Raw genomic sequence first — 16,105 nt, forward strand, 5'->3', positions numbered from 1 at the left:
TGTCTCCAAGTTACGCTTTAACAGCTGGTTTAACAATAACATTACCGTTAGCGGCGCCTGGAACAGCACCTTTTACTAATAGTAAGTTACGTTCTGCATCTACACGAACTACTTCTAAGTTTTGAGTAGTTACGCGCTCTGCACCCATGTGACCAGCCATTTTTTTGCCTTTAAATACGCGACCTGGTGTTTGACATTGACCAATTGAACCAGGAGCACGGTGAGAAAGTGAGTTACCGTGAGTCATATCTTGAGTACGGAAGTTCCAGCGCTTAACGCCCCCTTGGAAACCCTTACCTTTAGACGTACCAGTTACATCCACTTTTGCAACATCTGAGAAGATGTCTACTTTGATTTCAGAACCAACTTCGATGCCAGCTTCTGCATCACAACGGAATTCCCATAAACCGCGACCAGCTTCAACGCCAGCTTTAGCAAACACACCAGCTTGTGGCTTGTTTACGCGATTTGCTTTTTTAGAGCCCGTAGTAACTTGAAGTGCAGAGTAACCGTCTGTATCTACAGATTTTACCTGCGTGACACGGTTGGCTTCACATTCGATAACCGTAACAGGAATTGATACGCCATCTTCAGTGAAGATGCGAGTCATACCTACTTTACGACCGATTAAACCAATAGCCATGTTAATTACCTCTTAATCTTTCGATTGCTTGAATTTCTATTAGCCTAGGCTGATTTGAACATCAACACCTGCAGCTAGATCCAATCGCATTAATGCGTCAACTGTTTTATCAGTTGGCTCAACGATGTCTAACATACGCTTATGAGTACGGATTTCGTATTGATCACGAGCATCTTTGTTCACGTGTGGTGAAACTAGAACTGTGAAACGCTCTTTGCGTGTAGGAAGAGGGATTGGACCACGAACTTGTGCACCAGTACGCTTAGCCGTCTCAACAATCTCCATTGTTGATTGGTCGATTAAGCGATGGTCGAATGCTTTCAAGCGAATTCGAATTCTTTGACCTGCCATTGACAAATCTCCAGTAAAAAGAACAAAAATAAACACACTTTCCCGACCCTTTTTTATTAAATCCAGGGGGAAGTGCGAATGAATTCATTGTTCCCAAATCGGGAACGTTGTATATATTTTGCTTCTCATATTGAGAAAGCCCGCGAATTATACAGGCTTTATCCTTTAGTGCAAGAATAAAGTTCGATTTTTATGCAAGGCACTTAGCAAGTCTGATGAAGGTATAACGTTTTTGATTTATATAGGCCCCATATCTCTCACTTTTGCTTAACAACTTAGCGCCCTACTAGATCAACTAACCCCCACAGATATTTCAGTCTTCATTTATTAACGCTAGCTTTTTCTTTTATGCTCTACAATCATCTGTAAATTCTACGATTTTCTGTATCAACTACATTACTCGTTAAGTTGAACAACTCTTGTGAATATAAATTTACAAACTAATAGAGTCATATACAATGTGCCGCAAATGAGGGAGTCTTTAGCTTTATGTTCAACTTATTTAATCTCTCGACGATACGTGGAGATATTTTAGGCGGCGCAACTGCAGCCATCGTTTCTTTACCACTTGCACTTACTTTTGGTGTTGCCTCAGGTTTAGGTCCTGAAGCTGGTATTTACGGTGCTTTATTAGTTGGTATTTTCGCCGCAGTCTTTGGTGGTACACCTACTCTTATATCCGAACCTACAGGTCCAATGACGGTCTTAATGACAGCTGTTATTGCCTCCCTAATTGCGTCAGATCCTGAAAATGGCCTCGCTATGGCATTTACCGTCGTAATGCTAGCCGGTTGTTTCCAGATGCTGTTTGGTGCATTTAAGCTCGGTAAATATATTACCTTGATGCCTTACAGCGTAGTCTCCGGCTTTATGTCAGGTATAGGCTGCATCCTCATAATTATGCAAATTGCACCGGCTATTGGTCAGGCCTCACCTGGTGGTGGTGTCATAGGAACGCTTACTGCCCTCCCCGACCTGATTGGTAATGTGCAATTTACTGAACTTGCGCTTTTTGCAGCTACACTAGCCATTTTATTTTTAATGCCTAAAAAATGGACGCGTTATGTACCAGCTCAACTTATTGCCCTTATAGCAATTTCCCTCGCGTCTTTATATCTCGTTGATAGCGATGATATTCGTCGTATTGGTGAAGTATCAGTAGGTTTACCAAGCATTATTTTACCATCGTTTAGCGCAGAGCAATGGCAAACTATGATAGTAGATGCATTGGTACTAGGTATGCTGGGTTGTATTGATTCTATGCTGACATCTGTTATTGCAGATAACCTGACAAGAAGCGAACACAAATCAAACAAAGAACTGATGGGCCAAGGTTTAGGTAATCTGATGTCTGGCTTATTTGGAGGTTTACCTGGTGCTGGCGCCACTATGGGTACTGTGGTCAATATTCAATCAGGCGCTAGGACTGCTTGGTCAGGGTTAACCCGTGTTATTGTCTTGGCAGTAGGTGTCTATGGAGCGGCATCTCTTATCAGTACAATACCGTTAGCATTACTTGCAGGTATCGCGGTAAAAGTCGGTGTAGATATCCTAGACTGGAGCTTTATTAAGCGTGCACACCGTGTCTCTTGGCAATCGACTTTAATTATGTATGCCGTTCTATCTTTGACTGTATTAGTTGATTTAATGGTCGCTGTTGGCATTGGTTTATTTGTTGCAAATATCATCATTATAGAAAAACTCAGCCAAAGCCAATCTAAACAAATTAAAGCGATTTCAGATATGGATGATGAACTGCCGTTATCTAAAAGTGAAAGGGAACTTCTCAATCAAGGTAAAGGACAGATCCTTTATTTCTACCTAAGTGGTCCTATGATTTTTGGTGTGTCTAAAGCGTTATCAAGGGAAAGAGCGGCCATAGCAAATCATAAAGTTGTCGTTATTGATTTAAGTGATGTTTCCCTGTTAGACGATACAATCTCCCTATCCATAGAGAACATGGCAATTGAAGCTATGAGCAACAACAAAACCGTTCGTATTGTCTGCAAATTAGATGCGAGTAAACAAAAGCTAATCTCGATGAATAAAGAAAATTTACTCACTGAAGATATGTTTGTTCATTCAAGAGAAGACGCTTTAAATCAAGCGATTGAGCATTTAAACGATTAACTTAAAGTGGGCTAGTTATCTAGCCCACAAGCAATTACTGCCCGAGAAGGGTAGTTTGTAAATATCCCATCTACACCCAACGCCTGCATCGCCTTCATATCCACTTCCTCATTAACTGTGTAAACCAATACCTTGATACCCCGGCTATGTGCATCCTTTACCAAGGCTCGATCAACAAAATCGATACAGCAATTGACTGAGTATGCTTTCAGCTCTTGGGCAAATTTAGCGTAGTGCAATGGAATACAGCTAGTTAATGCTCCAATTAATGTAGCTGGTCGTAACCTTTTTGCTTCAGCAAGAATTTGATGATTAAAAGACGATAGGATTATTTGTTCATTTCTAAACGACAGCTTTTTAATTGCATACTCAATTTCAGCTAAGACCGCACGCTCAGTTGCCCAAGACTTAACCTCGATATTGACCACACAATGGCCTTTGATGAGCTCAAGTACCTCTCTAAGAGTTGGGATGGATTGACCATGGCCGGCATCCAGTGTGCGTAAGTGAGCTAAACTGTGCTGATGCACATGGCCATCACCATTTGTTGTCTCCATTAACCATCGATTGTGGATAACGAGTAATTCGCCTTCAATTTCATGCACATCAATTTCGATGCCATGGCAATTCATATCTAAAGCAAGTTGAATAGCTTTCAAGGTATTTTCTGGTGCATGACCACTTGCTCCGCGATGAGCAAATATCCACATAGTTAATCCCTATTCTATTTTGACGCTTTTTTAACGGCTAAGGTTTCAAAAACTGCCGCACTAACAACCAAGGTACCACCAACTATAGTCCAAATATCCGGATACTCAGCAAGTAAAAGCGCAGCTAGAATTGCACCGTAAAATGGCGACAAGCACGAGATTAACGCCATACTCTTGGCTTGTAAGTACTTAAGTCCAGATACAACAAGGACATGTGGCAGGGCGGTAAAAGCAGTACCTAATAATAAGAAATACCAAACCCAAGGGGAAGACGGAATAGCAGTAAAGGCTTGCCATTCGAATGGCAACAAGCACAGGGTAACAATCAAGGCTTGGAACATCATGTTCTTCGCTCCTGAATAATGAGCAAAGACTTGTTTATTCATGATATTGCGAAAGGCAAAGAAAATAGCAGATAGAACCCCCAGTAAGATCCCCACAGTATGTTCACTTTTAAGAGAAAACTCAGGAACCATTAAAGCGACACCAATTACAACTACAACTGCCAAAAAGATATCCGAAAACTTGGGGAGCTTTTTTTGCATAAGAGGTTCAATCAGCACAGTAATAACGGGAAAGGTATAAAGTGCAATCATACCTGTTGCCACACTTGAAAACTGCATCGCATAAAAGTAAGTCACCCAATGCGCAGCCATCAGTGCACCTAATATCGTGCCATTTCGATAATCACGCCAGCTGTGTAAGCGTATACGCTTTTCGGTAAGCTTGACCAGACAAGCCAACACCCAAAATGCAATAAATGCCCTACCCAATGAAATGACTGTTGCGTTGTATTCAATGACTCTTGAAAACAAAGCCGTGCCAGCAAGTAGTAAGATAGCAATATGTGTTTGAGCAAGTGCTATTTTGACCTGTTGTGTGTCATGTGAAGACATTTTATCTTTCCTGATAAACAAAAAAAGCGACACTTGTGTATCGCTTTAAATAGAAATTCATTGAATTAAACTTGAAGAAAATTACTTTATTGTCGCTACTTTCCTGCCCAGACGAACAACCGCTTCTTCTTCAAAGTCATCTTCAAAATCAATCGTGTCTTGTGGCATAAGCAGAATTACAGTTGAGCCTAATTTGAATAGCCCCATCTCTTCCCCTTTTTCCAAAGTAATGGCTTGTTCGTCTTTATAATGCCAAGTAAAAGGTCTTGCTCCAGTTGGAGGTGTAATAGTACCAGCCCAAACCGTTTCGATACTTGCAACGATTGTTGCACCGACAAGCACCATAGACATTTCGCCAAAGTCTGTATCAAAGGTACAGATTACACGTTCGTTTCTAGCAAATAAGCCAGGAACATTGCGCGTCGTTGCAGGGTTTACCGAGAAAAGTTTACCAGGTACATAAGTCATTCTCTTTAACTTACCTGTAACCGGCATATGAATACGGTGATAATCCTTTGGTGACAGATAAATAGTCGTGAATTTACCGCCTTCATAAGGTTTAGCTAATTGCTCATCACCGCCTAATAAGGCAGTGACACTGTAATCATGGCCTTTAGCTTGGACAATCAAATCATTAACCACATTCCCTTGCTGGCTTACCGCCCCATCAACAGGACAAACAAAAGCGTCTTCAGCAGTATCAACGGGTCTTGCACCAGGTTTAAGTGTACGAGTGAAAAATTCGTTAAAGCTCGCAAAGTCTTTAAACTCAGATTTATTTGCTTCTTCAAGTGAGATACCGAAGCGATTAGCAAATATACGAATAAAAGCTTGGCTAATGGTTTTATTTTTAGAGGCGGCTAGCAAACCGACTAAACGAGATAAACCATGCTGCGGAAAGCAATATTGCAACATGACTTTGAATTTTTCTGGTAACACTTATGTGCCCCTCATCTTTTAAAATTGTGGATATTGTAGCGGATTTTATAACTCTACAAAACGGTTAGGTTTATCTTGTGCTAATGACTCAATAATTCGATGGTAATTATCGAATCTAGATTGAGAAATTAACCCGCGCTCAAGCGCTTCTCGAATGCCACACTTTGGGTCATCTTTGTGTTTACAATCTCTAAACTTGCAGGTTTTATATTGACCAAACTCAATAAAGCCATCAAAGATATCTTCCGGCGTGAGATGCCATAGTGAAAACTCTCGAATACCTGGTGAGTCAATTAAACGCCCGCCAGATGGCATGTGATAGAGTCGAGCTACTGTCGTGGTATGTTGACCTAAGCCTGAGTTATCAGAGATAGCCCCAACATCTGCATTGGTTTCAGGCAATAAAATATTGACTAGAGAAGATTTTCCGACTCCAGACTGGCCAACAACAATTGAAACCTGTTGATTTAATTCGGCTAGTAGTGAGGCTACTCCAATATCGTCTTTAACACTTACAAAGTACACCTTGTAACCAATTTGCTCATAATAAGCTAAATCATTTTTAACCTGTGTGAGCTCGTCAGCGGATAACAATTCAATTTTATTAATGGCAATTATTGGTTGTGCACCCATGTGCTCAACCGCTACGAGATAACGATCAATAATCTGTAGTGATAAATCAGGTTTAATAGATGATAAGACAACAACCTGCTCAATATTGGCTGCGACTGCTTTAAGCCCATCGTAATAGTCTGGCCGCGTTAAAACTGATTTTCTTTCTTCTACTGCTTCAACTACACCGTCTGAACCGCCTTGGCCATCGAGAAGTTCACGCCATACTACCTGATCACCCGCAACAAGTGATCTTACACTACGCCTGAGATCACAACGTTTTAATTCACCTTGCTCATTTTCAATATCTGCATGCTGACCATATCGGCTAATGACTAAACCTGATAAAGCAGGACCTAACATACTTGATTCTGGCTCGGGTGCTTGATTTTTTCGCGATAATTTACGCGATTGATTGGCGCTTAAACGCCTCTGTTGCTGCTTATTGAGCTTTTTTTTCTTTGCCACTCTACGACTTTTAATAAATAATTAAGTGAATTAACCTAAATTTAGCAATTAATTGCTGAAAAACCTTTATATATTACATTGAGTTCGTGTAATGTTAAAAGAGGATTGTCGTTTAAGGTCTCTATATGTCATTTAGCGAAAATAACCTTGTCTGGCTCGATTTAGAAATGACAGGTCTCGAACCTGATACAGATAAGGTACTTGAAGTAGCCACAATAGTCACTGACAGTGAACTAAATATTATTGCCGAAGGGCCCGTTTTTGCCATTAAGCAACCCGATGAAGTGTTAGACAACATGGATGAGTGGTGTGTAAATCAGCATGGTAAATCGGGTTTAACGCAACGTTGTCGTGAAAGTAATGTTTCAATTGAAGAGGCTGAACAAAAAACAATGGACTGGTTAGCGCAGTATGTGCCTGCTGGTAAATCACCTATGTGCGGTAACAGCATAGGTCAAGACCGTCGTTTTATGTATATCCACATGCCAAAGTTAGAAGCATTCTTTCATTATCGTAACCTTGATGTAAGCACAGTCAAAGAGCTTGCGCGCCGTTGGCGAGCTGAACTAGTGACTGATTACAAGAAAAAAGGGACTCACCTAGCATTGGAAGATATTCGTGAATCTATTGAAGAATTAGCAAGATACAAAGAAAAATTCTTTAATTTATAAAAAAACACTTGCATTGAAAAATTATATCTTTACAATGCGCCCCCACTTGAGCAGTAAACCTCAAGTAACCCAGGAAGCGGCTGTAGCTCAGTTGGTAGAGCACGACCTTGCCAAGGTCGGGGTCACGAGTTCGAGCCTCGTTAGCCGCTCCAATTTTACAAAACATTCTGTTTTTATCTTTCTTAATTTTTCCATTCTATCGAAATCAGACTTATTTTTTGTCATAGTGTTGTTGTGATTCAATTTTCAGGATAGCTCTATGCGCAAATCAGTTATTTCAAGCATGATTGCTCTATTCATTGCCGGTTGTGGTGGTTCTGGTGGCGGCCTAAGTGGTCCAAGTAGAGATTCAGTACCAAACAACATTGCTCAATGCTCACAACCGGATAAAAACTTAGTCTGGTTTGATTTCTTAGAAAAGAATTATCTTTGGGATCAACAGCTGCCAAATTCTATCGATGCATTTGCTTATGCGACTAGCCAGGCCATGTTAGATGATGTCAAAGCCCCTGAAGATAGATTTAGCTTCGTGCTGCCGTCAAGTACCTGGGACGATATCAGCTCTGGTAATGCATTTGGCTATGGTATGCGATTAGATTTTAATGAATCCGATGATTACATACGCATTGTTTATACTTATGAAAATGCCGGCGCAGGACGTGCAGGTTTAGAAAGAGGCGATAGAATTCTTTCTTTAGGTGACACTCCTGCTAGCGATATTATTGATTGGGCAAGAACAAATGATAGTCGCTATGATGAGTTGTTAGGCCCAGATCAAGCTGGTTTTGAATTAGCAGCCAGTTGGCAAAAGCCAAATGGTGAAATCGTTAATTCAACTTTAGTTAAAGGCAATATCCAAGTTAATACCGTGATGGGGGTAAGTACCCTCAATTCTAATGCTGGTACAGTAGGTTATTTATCTTTCCAAGAAGGTTTTCTCGACCCATCGGCTGGCGAACTCGATCAAGCATTTGATTTTTTATATGACTCAGCCGTCAAAGAGTTAGTACTCGACCTTAGATATAATGGTGGTGGCCGCGTCGACGTATCACAACGTTTAGCCACACATATAGCAGGAGATAAGGTGAGAGATAACCTATTCCTAACCTTCCTCTATAACAGTAACATTTCAAGCGATAATTATTTTTTCAATAACGCTATTGATTCGTTAAAACCCGACGATGCACAGCCATACAATGACATCTTTAATAAAGCACTTAATTTAGATCGCTTAGTTGTCTTAACATCCGCAGAGAGCTGCTCCGCCAGTGAAATTGTCGTCAACGCGCTAAGACCATACATGGAGGTCACTACCGTTGGTTCGACCACTTGTGGTAAGCCTGTTGGGATGGTACCTGATGAATATTGCGATGAAACTATGCTGGCTATCAACTTTCAAGCAGTTAATGCAGTGGGATTTGGTGATTACTTCAACGGCATTACAGCAGATTGCCCAGTCAGTGATGAGACCGTGGTAGCCAACTGGGGAGACAGAAATGACCCTGCTATTGATACCGCAATTTCTTATTTGGAAAATGGCAGTTGTGCAAATGCCGCTAGCATGGGTTATAAACCAGAGCCAGCAACAGCTAAACCGCTTTATTTACCACAATAATTGAAAATGACTCACTTCATTAAAATGTGTTGGCTAGCCCTTATATGGGTTAGCCTCTTCAGTGCATATGTAGCACATGCAAAAGAGCCAACTTATACTCCCGCGGTTTGGCAACTCGAATACAAAGACAATACTTCATGGTTACTCGGTACGATACATGCCAGCGATACACCTTTAATATTGCCCGATGCCATTGATAAACAATTTAAACAATCTCGAAAATTAATAGTAGAAATAGACATTACCCAAGTTAGCCCAGCGGAAATGCAACAAGCTTTCATGCCACATATGGTCAGTAAAAAACCATTGGCAATAAATATGCAAAAGCAAATCAAAACCGCCCTGCCTAACTTTTTATATGACAAAAATACACAACCTTGGCTTATCAACATGCAAATGTTGCAGTTTTATCTGGCATCACAGGGTTATGATTATCAGCAAGGTGCAGATTTAACCTTGATAACTAAAGCTCATCAAATGGGTAAACAGGTCATTTCTCTTGAACGTTTTGCAGAACAGCTCACACCGTTTTTTAGCCAAAAGGATCAGGGACTGGCTAATTTAAAAGACACATTAGCAAGCTTTGATGAAGAAGAGCTCAACATGGCATATTTATTATCTGCTTGGCAACGGGGTGATTTAGCAGCAATTGAGAAAGTGGCTCAACACACGAATCAACTTTCAAAAGAAAGTCAGCTGTTACAGCAACAACTGCTAAAGAGCCGAAATATCGCTTGGGTTGATAAATTAATACCAATCTTAGCGCACCCCGGCAATTTTATTGCCGTAGGACTTATGCATATGACAGGAAAGCCAGACGAGAACTTGCTCAATTTACTTAGCGAACAAGGTATTAAAATACAACGTTATCAGTATGGCAAATAACTTGCTTAAATTTATCTTCATAGATAAGTGTCAAAATTTGCGCGGCGGTGCCGATAACTTTACTAGCCATATAAATTTTCACTGAAGATAAATTTAAATACGAGCGAGTGATGAAACAACATAGCTTTTGCCCTTTAAAACTTTGTTTACTATGCGTAGCCGTAGTTTTGTTCTTCTATGTATCAAAAGCGAGTGCTGAGTTAAAAGTAGTACAAATCTACAAGCAAGATGAACTGATTAGTTGGATAAACAAAAATCAGCATTTAGCCCGCGTGGTTGAAGATAACTGCCAGCTAATCCAGGATATTGAAGCTAGAGCCAAAGTTGTTAAAAACCCAGCTTATCAATTCTTATGGGGAGATATGCTTGCATGGGGTGTATGTGTTGATAAGAACCCAACACTTGGCTTGTACTATATTCAAGAGTCAGCTAATCAAGGATTACCGGCAGCGCTAGAGCAACTTGGCCGCTACTATCATCAAGGTACATTGGTACAAATCGATATTAAACGCTCTTTAATTTACCTAAGAGAAGCTGCAGCTATGGGCAATTTAAATGCACAACTTAGGTTAGTAGAAATGTACTGTGATGATTTAGGTAGTCCAAGAGATTATGAAGATGCTTATCATTGGCTACACAACGCGGTTATTGCCGATAAGTTTCAGCACAAACGCGCTAAAAACTTACTCGCTAATTTAGCTGAGCGAATGCCTGAGAAAGTGCTCAAAAGAGCAATGCGCCCTCTCGAATACTAAGAAAAAGCCAAGTTATACACTCAGCTTTTTATTTACTTGTTCAGGTTTAATACATTAAACCGTATAACTTTCTTCTGAACTTAGCAGCGACCTCATCACCAGTTGGCATCGCTTGAAGAATATCCATGAAGATGCGCTTAGCTTCACCATCTTGCGCATCTAACTGCTTTTTAAGTGTATCAAACAGTAGTGTTAACGCTTCTTCGCTTCGCTGCACCTGATGTAATTGAACCGCTAATTTGATTTTTACTTCAATGTTATCGGGTTCACTATCCAGCTGTGTTTGCAAAGCTTGAATTTCAGGCGTATCAGCCGCTTGTTTTTTCAACTCTAATTGCGCCATTAATGAATGATAATAGTCATCCTGATCAATCATTTTTACAGCAGCGAGTATCGCCTCTGCTTCAGCTACTCGACCTAAATTGAGTAATACATCCGCATTTGTCTTTTGAATGTCAACACGTTCAGGTGCTAACTCAAGCGCTTGCTTAATTAGAGGCGCAGCTTGAGCAAATTGACCAGAAGCAAGCATAAGTTGGACCTGATTGTGTAAATCATCTTCAGGTTTAGGCATATGTTTATTTAACAACTCAGCAATAGCTTCTGCAGGCTGTGGACCGGCTAATCCATCAATTGGCTGCCCTTCTTTAATTAAGGCAATCGTCGGTAAAGCCTGAACACCAAACTGCATCGCAATGCCTTGTTGATGTTGGCAATCGACTCGAGTCCAAATTACAGCATCAGGAGCGTTTGCTAATGTTGCAGCTATAGCATCGTGTTGTACTTGGCATTCAGGCATACCTTGCACATAAAAATCGACGATAACGACTTTGCTACCAGCTTGCTCTAGTAATACTTGTTGGAAATTTTCAGGTGTCAGATCAATACTCGTTGGTGTCTGCACGATTCTGTCCTTATATAAAAAATGAGGGTTTTATAGCCAAGCAAAAGATAAATCTTACTTGGCTATATCAAATTATTTTTGGCTATTTATCCACGCCTTAATTTTATTTTGTAATATTGGCATAGGTACTGAGCCGGATGATAAAACTTGGGTATGAAAGGCTTTAATATCAAATTTATCTTTCAATTCCTTTTCACCAAGCGTTCTTAGATCGCGAATAGCTCGCTCACCCATTTTATAGGCTAATGCTTGTCCAGGGATCGCAATATAACGTTCGACTTCAGCAATAATATCTGATTCTGCTAAAGAAGAGTTCTTTTTCATAAAATCGATCGCTTGTTCACGGCTCCAACCTTTAGCGTGCAAGCCAGTATCTACAACTAAACGCATCGCTCTTAGCTGCTCATCAGACAGACGGCCATACCACATGTAAGGGTCGCTAAAGAGCCCCATTTCCTTACCTAAACTCTCAGCATAAAGTGCCCAGCCTTCGGCAAAAACGGTTGAGCCAGCAAAACGGCGAAATTTAGGTACATCTTTTAGCTCTTGCTGAATACTGATTTGAAAGTGATGGCCTGGAGATGCTTCATGAACACTCAAGGTTTCCAGTAAAAACTTTGGTTGCGCTTTTAAGTTGTATGTATTGATATAAAAAACGCCTGGTCTTGAACCATCAGGAGCTGGAGATTGGTAGCTGGCACCCGCTGCAGATTGAGCTCGAAAAGCTTCAACGGGCTTGATGATATAATCCGCTTTTGGGAATACTTCAAATAAACTCGGTACCGCTTTATCTATTTTAGTTTTAATAGTTTGATAAGCATTAACCACTTCTTTTTCAGATTTGAAGTAGAACTGCTCATCTGTTTTTAAAAACTCAAAAAAGCTCGCTAAATCACCGTCAAAATTGACTTGCTCTTTAACCTTTTTCATTTCAGCTAAAATGCGAGCAACTTCCTGTTGACCGTATTCATGTATTTCTTCAGCACTAAAATCAAGAGACGTATTTTGCTTAATTTTGTATTCGTACCAAGCACTGCCATTTGGTAAATCACTATAGCCGACTGTATCGCTTGCCTTCGCTAAGTATTCATTTTTTAAAAAGTCGTGTGCCTTTTTATAGCTAGGTTGAATTTGCTTAGTAATTAATTCTCGGTAAGCTTTTTCTAATTCTTTGCGTTGGACATCTGAAATTAATTCAGAAAAATTGGCAATCGGTTGCCAAAAAATACTGTCTTCAACTTTACCAGATATATGTGTTGCAAACTGAGGTAGTAGTTTTTCAACTAGCACCTTTGGTAAAACCACACCCTGCTCTGCACCTTGTTTCATCGAAGACAGTGCACTATCCATATATTTGATATAGCCCTCTGATCGTGTGATGAAATTCAAGTAATCATTAAAAGTCACAAAGGGTTGGCCACTTTGGCCTGAACCCAACACTGCAAAGAAATTGTGGACACCATACATTTGATTAAAAGGAATTTGATAACTTGGGAAGCTAAATCCTTCGATATTCAATTCTCTTAAATATTTAAAATGATCATAGGTTATCTGACCTTCAGCGGTTAACAGGTTGCGATCTATCTTTTTGAGTTCAGCCAAAAAGTGCTTCTCAAATTTGAGTTGCTCAGCGCGATTGGCTTCATTTATCTCTGGGTAAAAATCATCATTAAACGCTTTTTCACCCGCAAAGGTTGCACTCACAGGATCGTATTTGAGGCTGGCTTGGAAGTAGATCTCCGTTAATTTATTAAGTGCTTGGTCGGCAGTTTTTATTTCGGCATGTAATATTGATTCATGATGTTTATGGCCTTCATGTGCGATAACAGAGGTTGTCACGCCAAAAGCACATAACATAGACGAGGCAAGTAATAAGTTTTTCATTTGGTAACCTAATTGAAAATTTACCCTGAGCATAATCAAAGTAAAAGCAACTGACTAGGCTAGGCATTTGAAAATCATTATCTTTTATACGTTAAAACCGTAAAGCGTGAGTTGATTATCGCGCTTTACTCGCCGCTTTTAACATACACGCTGTAATATCTTGTAGCGCCAATACTTGAGCAGCAGCATTTAACTCAACGGCAGCGCCAGGCATTCCCCACACCACACTGGTCGCTTCATCTTGTGCTATGGTATGACAGCCGGCATTTTTCAGGTTCAGCAGCCCTTTAGCACCGTCAGCTCCCATGCCAGTTAATAAAACCCCTGTTGCACGGCCCTTTGTTGCCACAGCAACCGAGTCAAACAGTTTGTCTACAGCAGGACGATGGCGATTAACTGGGGCATCTTTATCTAAACGACAAATATAACCATCGATTGTCCGTGAAATGGTTAAATGATCATCCCCTGGAGCAATATAAACATTACCTTTAACCAGTTTTTGTCCGTGCGTTGCTTCGTGAACAGTAACTTTGGCATTTTCGTTCAGTCTTGCCGCAAAGGATGTCGAAAAGGCCGCAGGAATATGCTGAGTGACGACAACAGGAGGGCAATTTGTAGGAAGAAGCTTAACCACTTCTTTAATTGCTTCAGTTCCACCTGTCGAAGCGCCGATGGTAATAACGTGATTAGGCAAGTAAGTTAAGCTATCTAACTTAATGAGGTGTGAAACGTTAGCAGAAATAGCTTTTTCAGTTTTAGCTCTTACTCTGGCAGAGGCCGCTACCCTTACTTTTTCATGGAGTTCGTCTTTGTAGTGGTTAAGCGCATTAGCTACATCGACCTTAGGCTTAGCAAGATAATCAACAGCCCCATATTCAAGTGCTTTTAATGTAGCAGGAGCCCCTTCAGCGGTTAGCGTTGAAACCATTACAACGGGCATAGGTCTTAATCGCATTAGATTTTTTAGGAAACTAATGCCATTCATCCCTGGCATCTCAATGTCCAATGTTAAGACATCTGGATTAAGCGATTTTATTTTATCCCTAGCATCATGCGCATCTTCAGCTGTACCAACTACTTTGATATCAGGTGCGGCATTTAAAATTTCAGTCAATACCCCTCTAATGAGCGGAGAGTCATCAACTACAAGTACTTTAATCGACATAAGCTACCTAATATTCTCTAAAACAGTTCGATATCACTTTCTTGCTCGTTTTTCTCAATATCTTTGCGATAAATTGATTCACGTGCTTGGATGGTATCATTGTGTAAACTTTTGAGCTTTTTGATTTTTGCCATCCCTGAATTAGGATGAAATATAACTTTGCGTGGCCAAGGCCCACCTACATCATGTGCAATAACTGGAATAGACTCTTGCTGAAGAAAGTGTCGCACAAATTGAATGTTACTCGCACCTACATCAGACATGTTAGGAACGATTTTTCCACCGCCAAACACTTTAGCTAACATGTTCTCGCGTCGACCTCCGTATTTAATAATTTCATTAATCAAATACTCCATCGCCCAGTGACCGTATCTACAAGTGTAGCTTAAGTCGCCTTGCCAACCATCTGCGCCGTGTTCATCGCGTTTTACGGGTAACATGAAATGATTCATCCCGCCGATCCCTAGCTTTTCTTCCCAAATACAAGCAGAAATGCAGCTACCTAAAACGGTCGATACAATTTCGTTTTCTTTAGTAACATAAAACTCACCCGGTAAAACTTTAGCGACGACGATTTGCCGTCTTCTATCAAAAAAGCGTTTTATATGCTCAAAGCCAACAAGTGAGGGTTGAATCGTGCCCAAATTAGCCTCGCCTTCTATAAATAGTTTGGCCTAGTGGCTCAAAAGCGCTCATACCACGATTCATGCTTTCTGAATGTCCTAAAAACAAATAGCCTCCGGGCTTTAATAACTGAGCATAACGATTAAACAGTTGCTCTTTGGTTTCTTGATCAAAGTAGATAACCACATTACGGCAAAATATAACGTCAAATTGGCCTTTCATAGGCCACTTTTCTAATAAGTTTAAACGTTTAAACCGGATCACACTTTGAAAATGCGGCTTGATTTTATAGCTATCGCCTTTGGTATTTCGAACGAAGCAACGACTTTTAATCTTAAGGTCTAAATTGCCGACATTAGAATCGGAATAAACCCCGGAGCTGGCTTTTGCCAGCACATTTGAATCAAGATCCGTGGCGAGTACTTTTACATCCCAACCAGGCTTTACCAATTTATCAGTAATCGTCATAGAAATTGAGTACGGTTCTTCGCCTGTCGAACACCCTGCAGACCAAATACGCACGCGTTTATCGACACTATTTTTTTTCAATAACTCAGGGATGACCGTTTGCTCTAAAAACTCAAAATGATGCTTTTCTCGAAAGAAGGAAGTCAAATTGGTCGTGATCGCATTAATGAAATGGCTAAATTCGGTTGTTTTATTTTGTTCGAGGTAATCTAAGTATGCGTGAAAGTTGTCGAGTTTGAGTAAACGCAAACGTCGACTAAGTCGCGAGTAAACCATTTCCCTTTTGTGATCACCAAGCACAATTCCGGCTGATGCATAAACTTGGTCACGAATACTGGCAAAATCAGTATCCGTCATTAGGAACTCGTGTTGTTTCAAGAATTAG

Annotated in this window: 16 protein-coding genes and 1 tRNA gene; 6 read left to right on the forward strand and 11 right to left on the reverse strand. The window is 40.4% G+C overall.

The features are described 5' to 3' along the window. Positions 1 to 10: 10 nt before the first annotated feature. Together rplC and rpsJ are read right to left on the reverse strand one after the other, a co-directional pair. On the reverse strand, positions 11 to 643 hold the full coding sequence (gene rplC, locus HR060_RS08305) for a 50S ribosomal protein L3 (protein ID WP_174199837.1): 633 nt from the start codon (positions 641 to 643) through the stop codon (positions 11 to 13). 39 nt (positions 644 to 682) lie between these two features. Next, complete coding sequence (rpsJ, locus tag HR060_RS08310; protein ID WP_174199838.1) at positions 683 to 994, reverse strand: 30S ribosomal protein S10; 312 nt, start codon at positions 992 to 994, stop codon at positions 683 to 685. A gap of 489 nt (positions 995 to 1,483) precedes the next feature. Here rpsJ and HR060_RS08315 point away from each other — a divergent pair, with 489 nt between their 5' ends. Then, on the forward strand, positions 1,484 to 3,124 hold the full coding sequence (locus HR060_RS08315; protein ID WP_174199839.1) for a SulP family inorganic anion transporter: 1,641 nt from the start codon (positions 1,484 to 1,486) through the stop codon (positions 3,122 to 3,124). A gap of 11 nt (positions 3,125 to 3,135) precedes the next feature. On the opposite strand, the gene HR060_RS08320 is transcribed toward HR060_RS08315, so the two are convergent. From HR060_RS08320 to rsgA, 4 genes are all read right to left on the reverse strand, one after another. Next, positions 3,136 to 3,834 (reverse strand): glycerophosphodiester phosphodiesterase, encoded by a 699-nt coding sequence (locus HR060_RS08320; protein ID WP_174199840.1) that lies wholly within the window; start codon positions 3,832 to 3,834, stop codon positions 3,136 to 3,138. Between the two features lie 14 nt (positions 3,835 to 3,848). Then, a complete protein-coding gene (locus tag HR060_RS08325; protein WP_174199841.1) occupies positions 3,849 to 4,730 on the reverse strand; it encodes a DMT family transporter in 882 nt (293 codons plus the stop codon). An 81-nt stretch (positions 4,731 to 4,811) separates the two neighbouring features. Continuing rightward, complete coding sequence (gene asd / locus HR060_RS08330; protein ID WP_174199927.1) at positions 4,812 to 5,645, reverse strand: archaetidylserine decarboxylase; 834 nt, start codon at positions 5,643 to 5,645, stop codon at positions 4,812 to 4,814. A 69-nt stretch (positions 5,646 to 5,714) separates the two neighbouring features. Beyond that, positions 5,715 to 6,749, reverse strand: a complete 1,035-nt coding sequence (gene rsgA, locus HR060_RS08335) for a small ribosomal subunit biogenesis GTPase RsgA (protein ID WP_174199842.1) — start codon at positions 6,747 to 6,749, stop codon at positions 5,715 to 5,717. Positions 6,750 to 6,874: 125 nt separating this feature from the next. Between rsgA and orn the strand changes: the two genes are divergently transcribed. From orn to HR060_RS08360, 5 genes are all read left to right on the forward strand, one after another. Beyond that, the gene (orn, locus tag HR060_RS08340; RefSeq protein ID WP_174199843.1) at positions 6,875 to 7,420 is read left to right on the forward strand and encodes an oligoribonuclease; all 546 of its coding nucleotides are present in this window, start codon (positions 6,875 to 6,877) and stop codon (positions 7,418 to 7,420) included. A 76-nt stretch (positions 7,421 to 7,496) separates the two neighbouring features. Next, positions 7,497 to 7,572 (forward strand) — tRNA-Gly (locus tag HR060_RS08345). 107 nt (positions 7,573 to 7,679) lie between these two features. Beyond that, positions 7,680 to 9,035 carry a S41 family peptidase gene (locus HR060_RS08350; RefSeq protein WP_174199844.1) on the forward strand — a complete coding sequence of 452 codons (1,356 nt, stop codon included), beginning with the start codon at positions 7,680 to 7,682 and terminating at the stop codon, positions 9,033 to 9,035. 6 nt (positions 9,036 to 9,041) lie between these two features. Further along, positions 9,042 to 9,920 carry a TraB/GumN family protein gene (locus HR060_RS08355; protein WP_174199845.1) on the forward strand — a complete coding sequence of 293 codons (879 nt, stop codon included), beginning with the start codon at positions 9,042 to 9,044 and terminating at the stop codon, positions 9,918 to 9,920. A gap of 110 nt (positions 9,921 to 10,030) precedes the next feature. Next, entirely contained in the window at positions 10,031 to 10,675 is a 645-nt protein-coding gene (locus tag HR060_RS08360; RefSeq protein ID WP_174199846.1) for a tetratricopeptide repeat protein, read from the forward strand. Positions 10,676 to 10,721: 46 nt separating this feature from the next. On the opposite strand, the gene HR060_RS08365 is transcribed toward HR060_RS08360, so the two are convergent. The 5 genes from HR060_RS08365 to HR060_RS08385 form a co-directional block, all read right to left on the reverse strand. After that, a complete protein-coding gene (locus HR060_RS08365) occupies positions 10,722 to 11,579 on the reverse strand; it encodes a tetratricopeptide repeat protein (RefSeq protein WP_343044196.1) in 858 nt (285 codons plus the stop codon). A 72-nt stretch (positions 11,580 to 11,651) separates the two neighbouring features. Beyond that, positions 11,652 to 13,463: a DUF885 domain-containing protein gene (locus HR060_RS08370; protein WP_174199847.1), complete on the reverse strand. Its 1,812-nt coding sequence runs from the start codon at positions 13,461 to 13,463 to the stop codon at positions 11,652 to 11,654. Between the two features lie 115 nt (positions 13,464 to 13,578). After that, a complete protein-coding gene (locus HR060_RS08375) occupies positions 13,579 to 14,628 on the reverse strand; it encodes a protein-glutamate methylesterase/protein-glutamine glutaminase (RefSeq protein ID WP_174199848.1) in 1,050 nt (349 codons plus the stop codon). 17 nt (positions 14,629 to 14,645) lie between these two features. Further along, positions 14,646 to 15,272, reverse strand: a complete 627-nt coding sequence (gene cheD / locus HR060_RS08380; RefSeq protein WP_174199849.1) for a chemoreceptor glutamine deamidase CheD — start codon at positions 15,270 to 15,272, stop codon at positions 14,646 to 14,648. A 1-nt stretch (position 15,273) separates the two neighbouring features. Further along, positions 15,274 to 16,077 carry a CheR family methyltransferase gene (locus tag HR060_RS08385; RefSeq protein ID WP_174199928.1) on the reverse strand — a complete coding sequence of 268 codons (804 nt, stop codon included), beginning with the start codon at positions 16,075 to 16,077 and terminating at the stop codon, positions 15,274 to 15,276. Positions 16,078 to 16,105: the final 28 nt, after the last annotated feature.

Source organism: Marinifaba aquimaris (genome assembly GCF_013328345.1).
In the GTDB taxonomy this organism is placed as follows: Bacteria; Pseudomonadota; Gammaproteobacteria; order Enterobacterales; family Alteromonadaceae; genus Marinifaba; species Marinifaba aquimaris.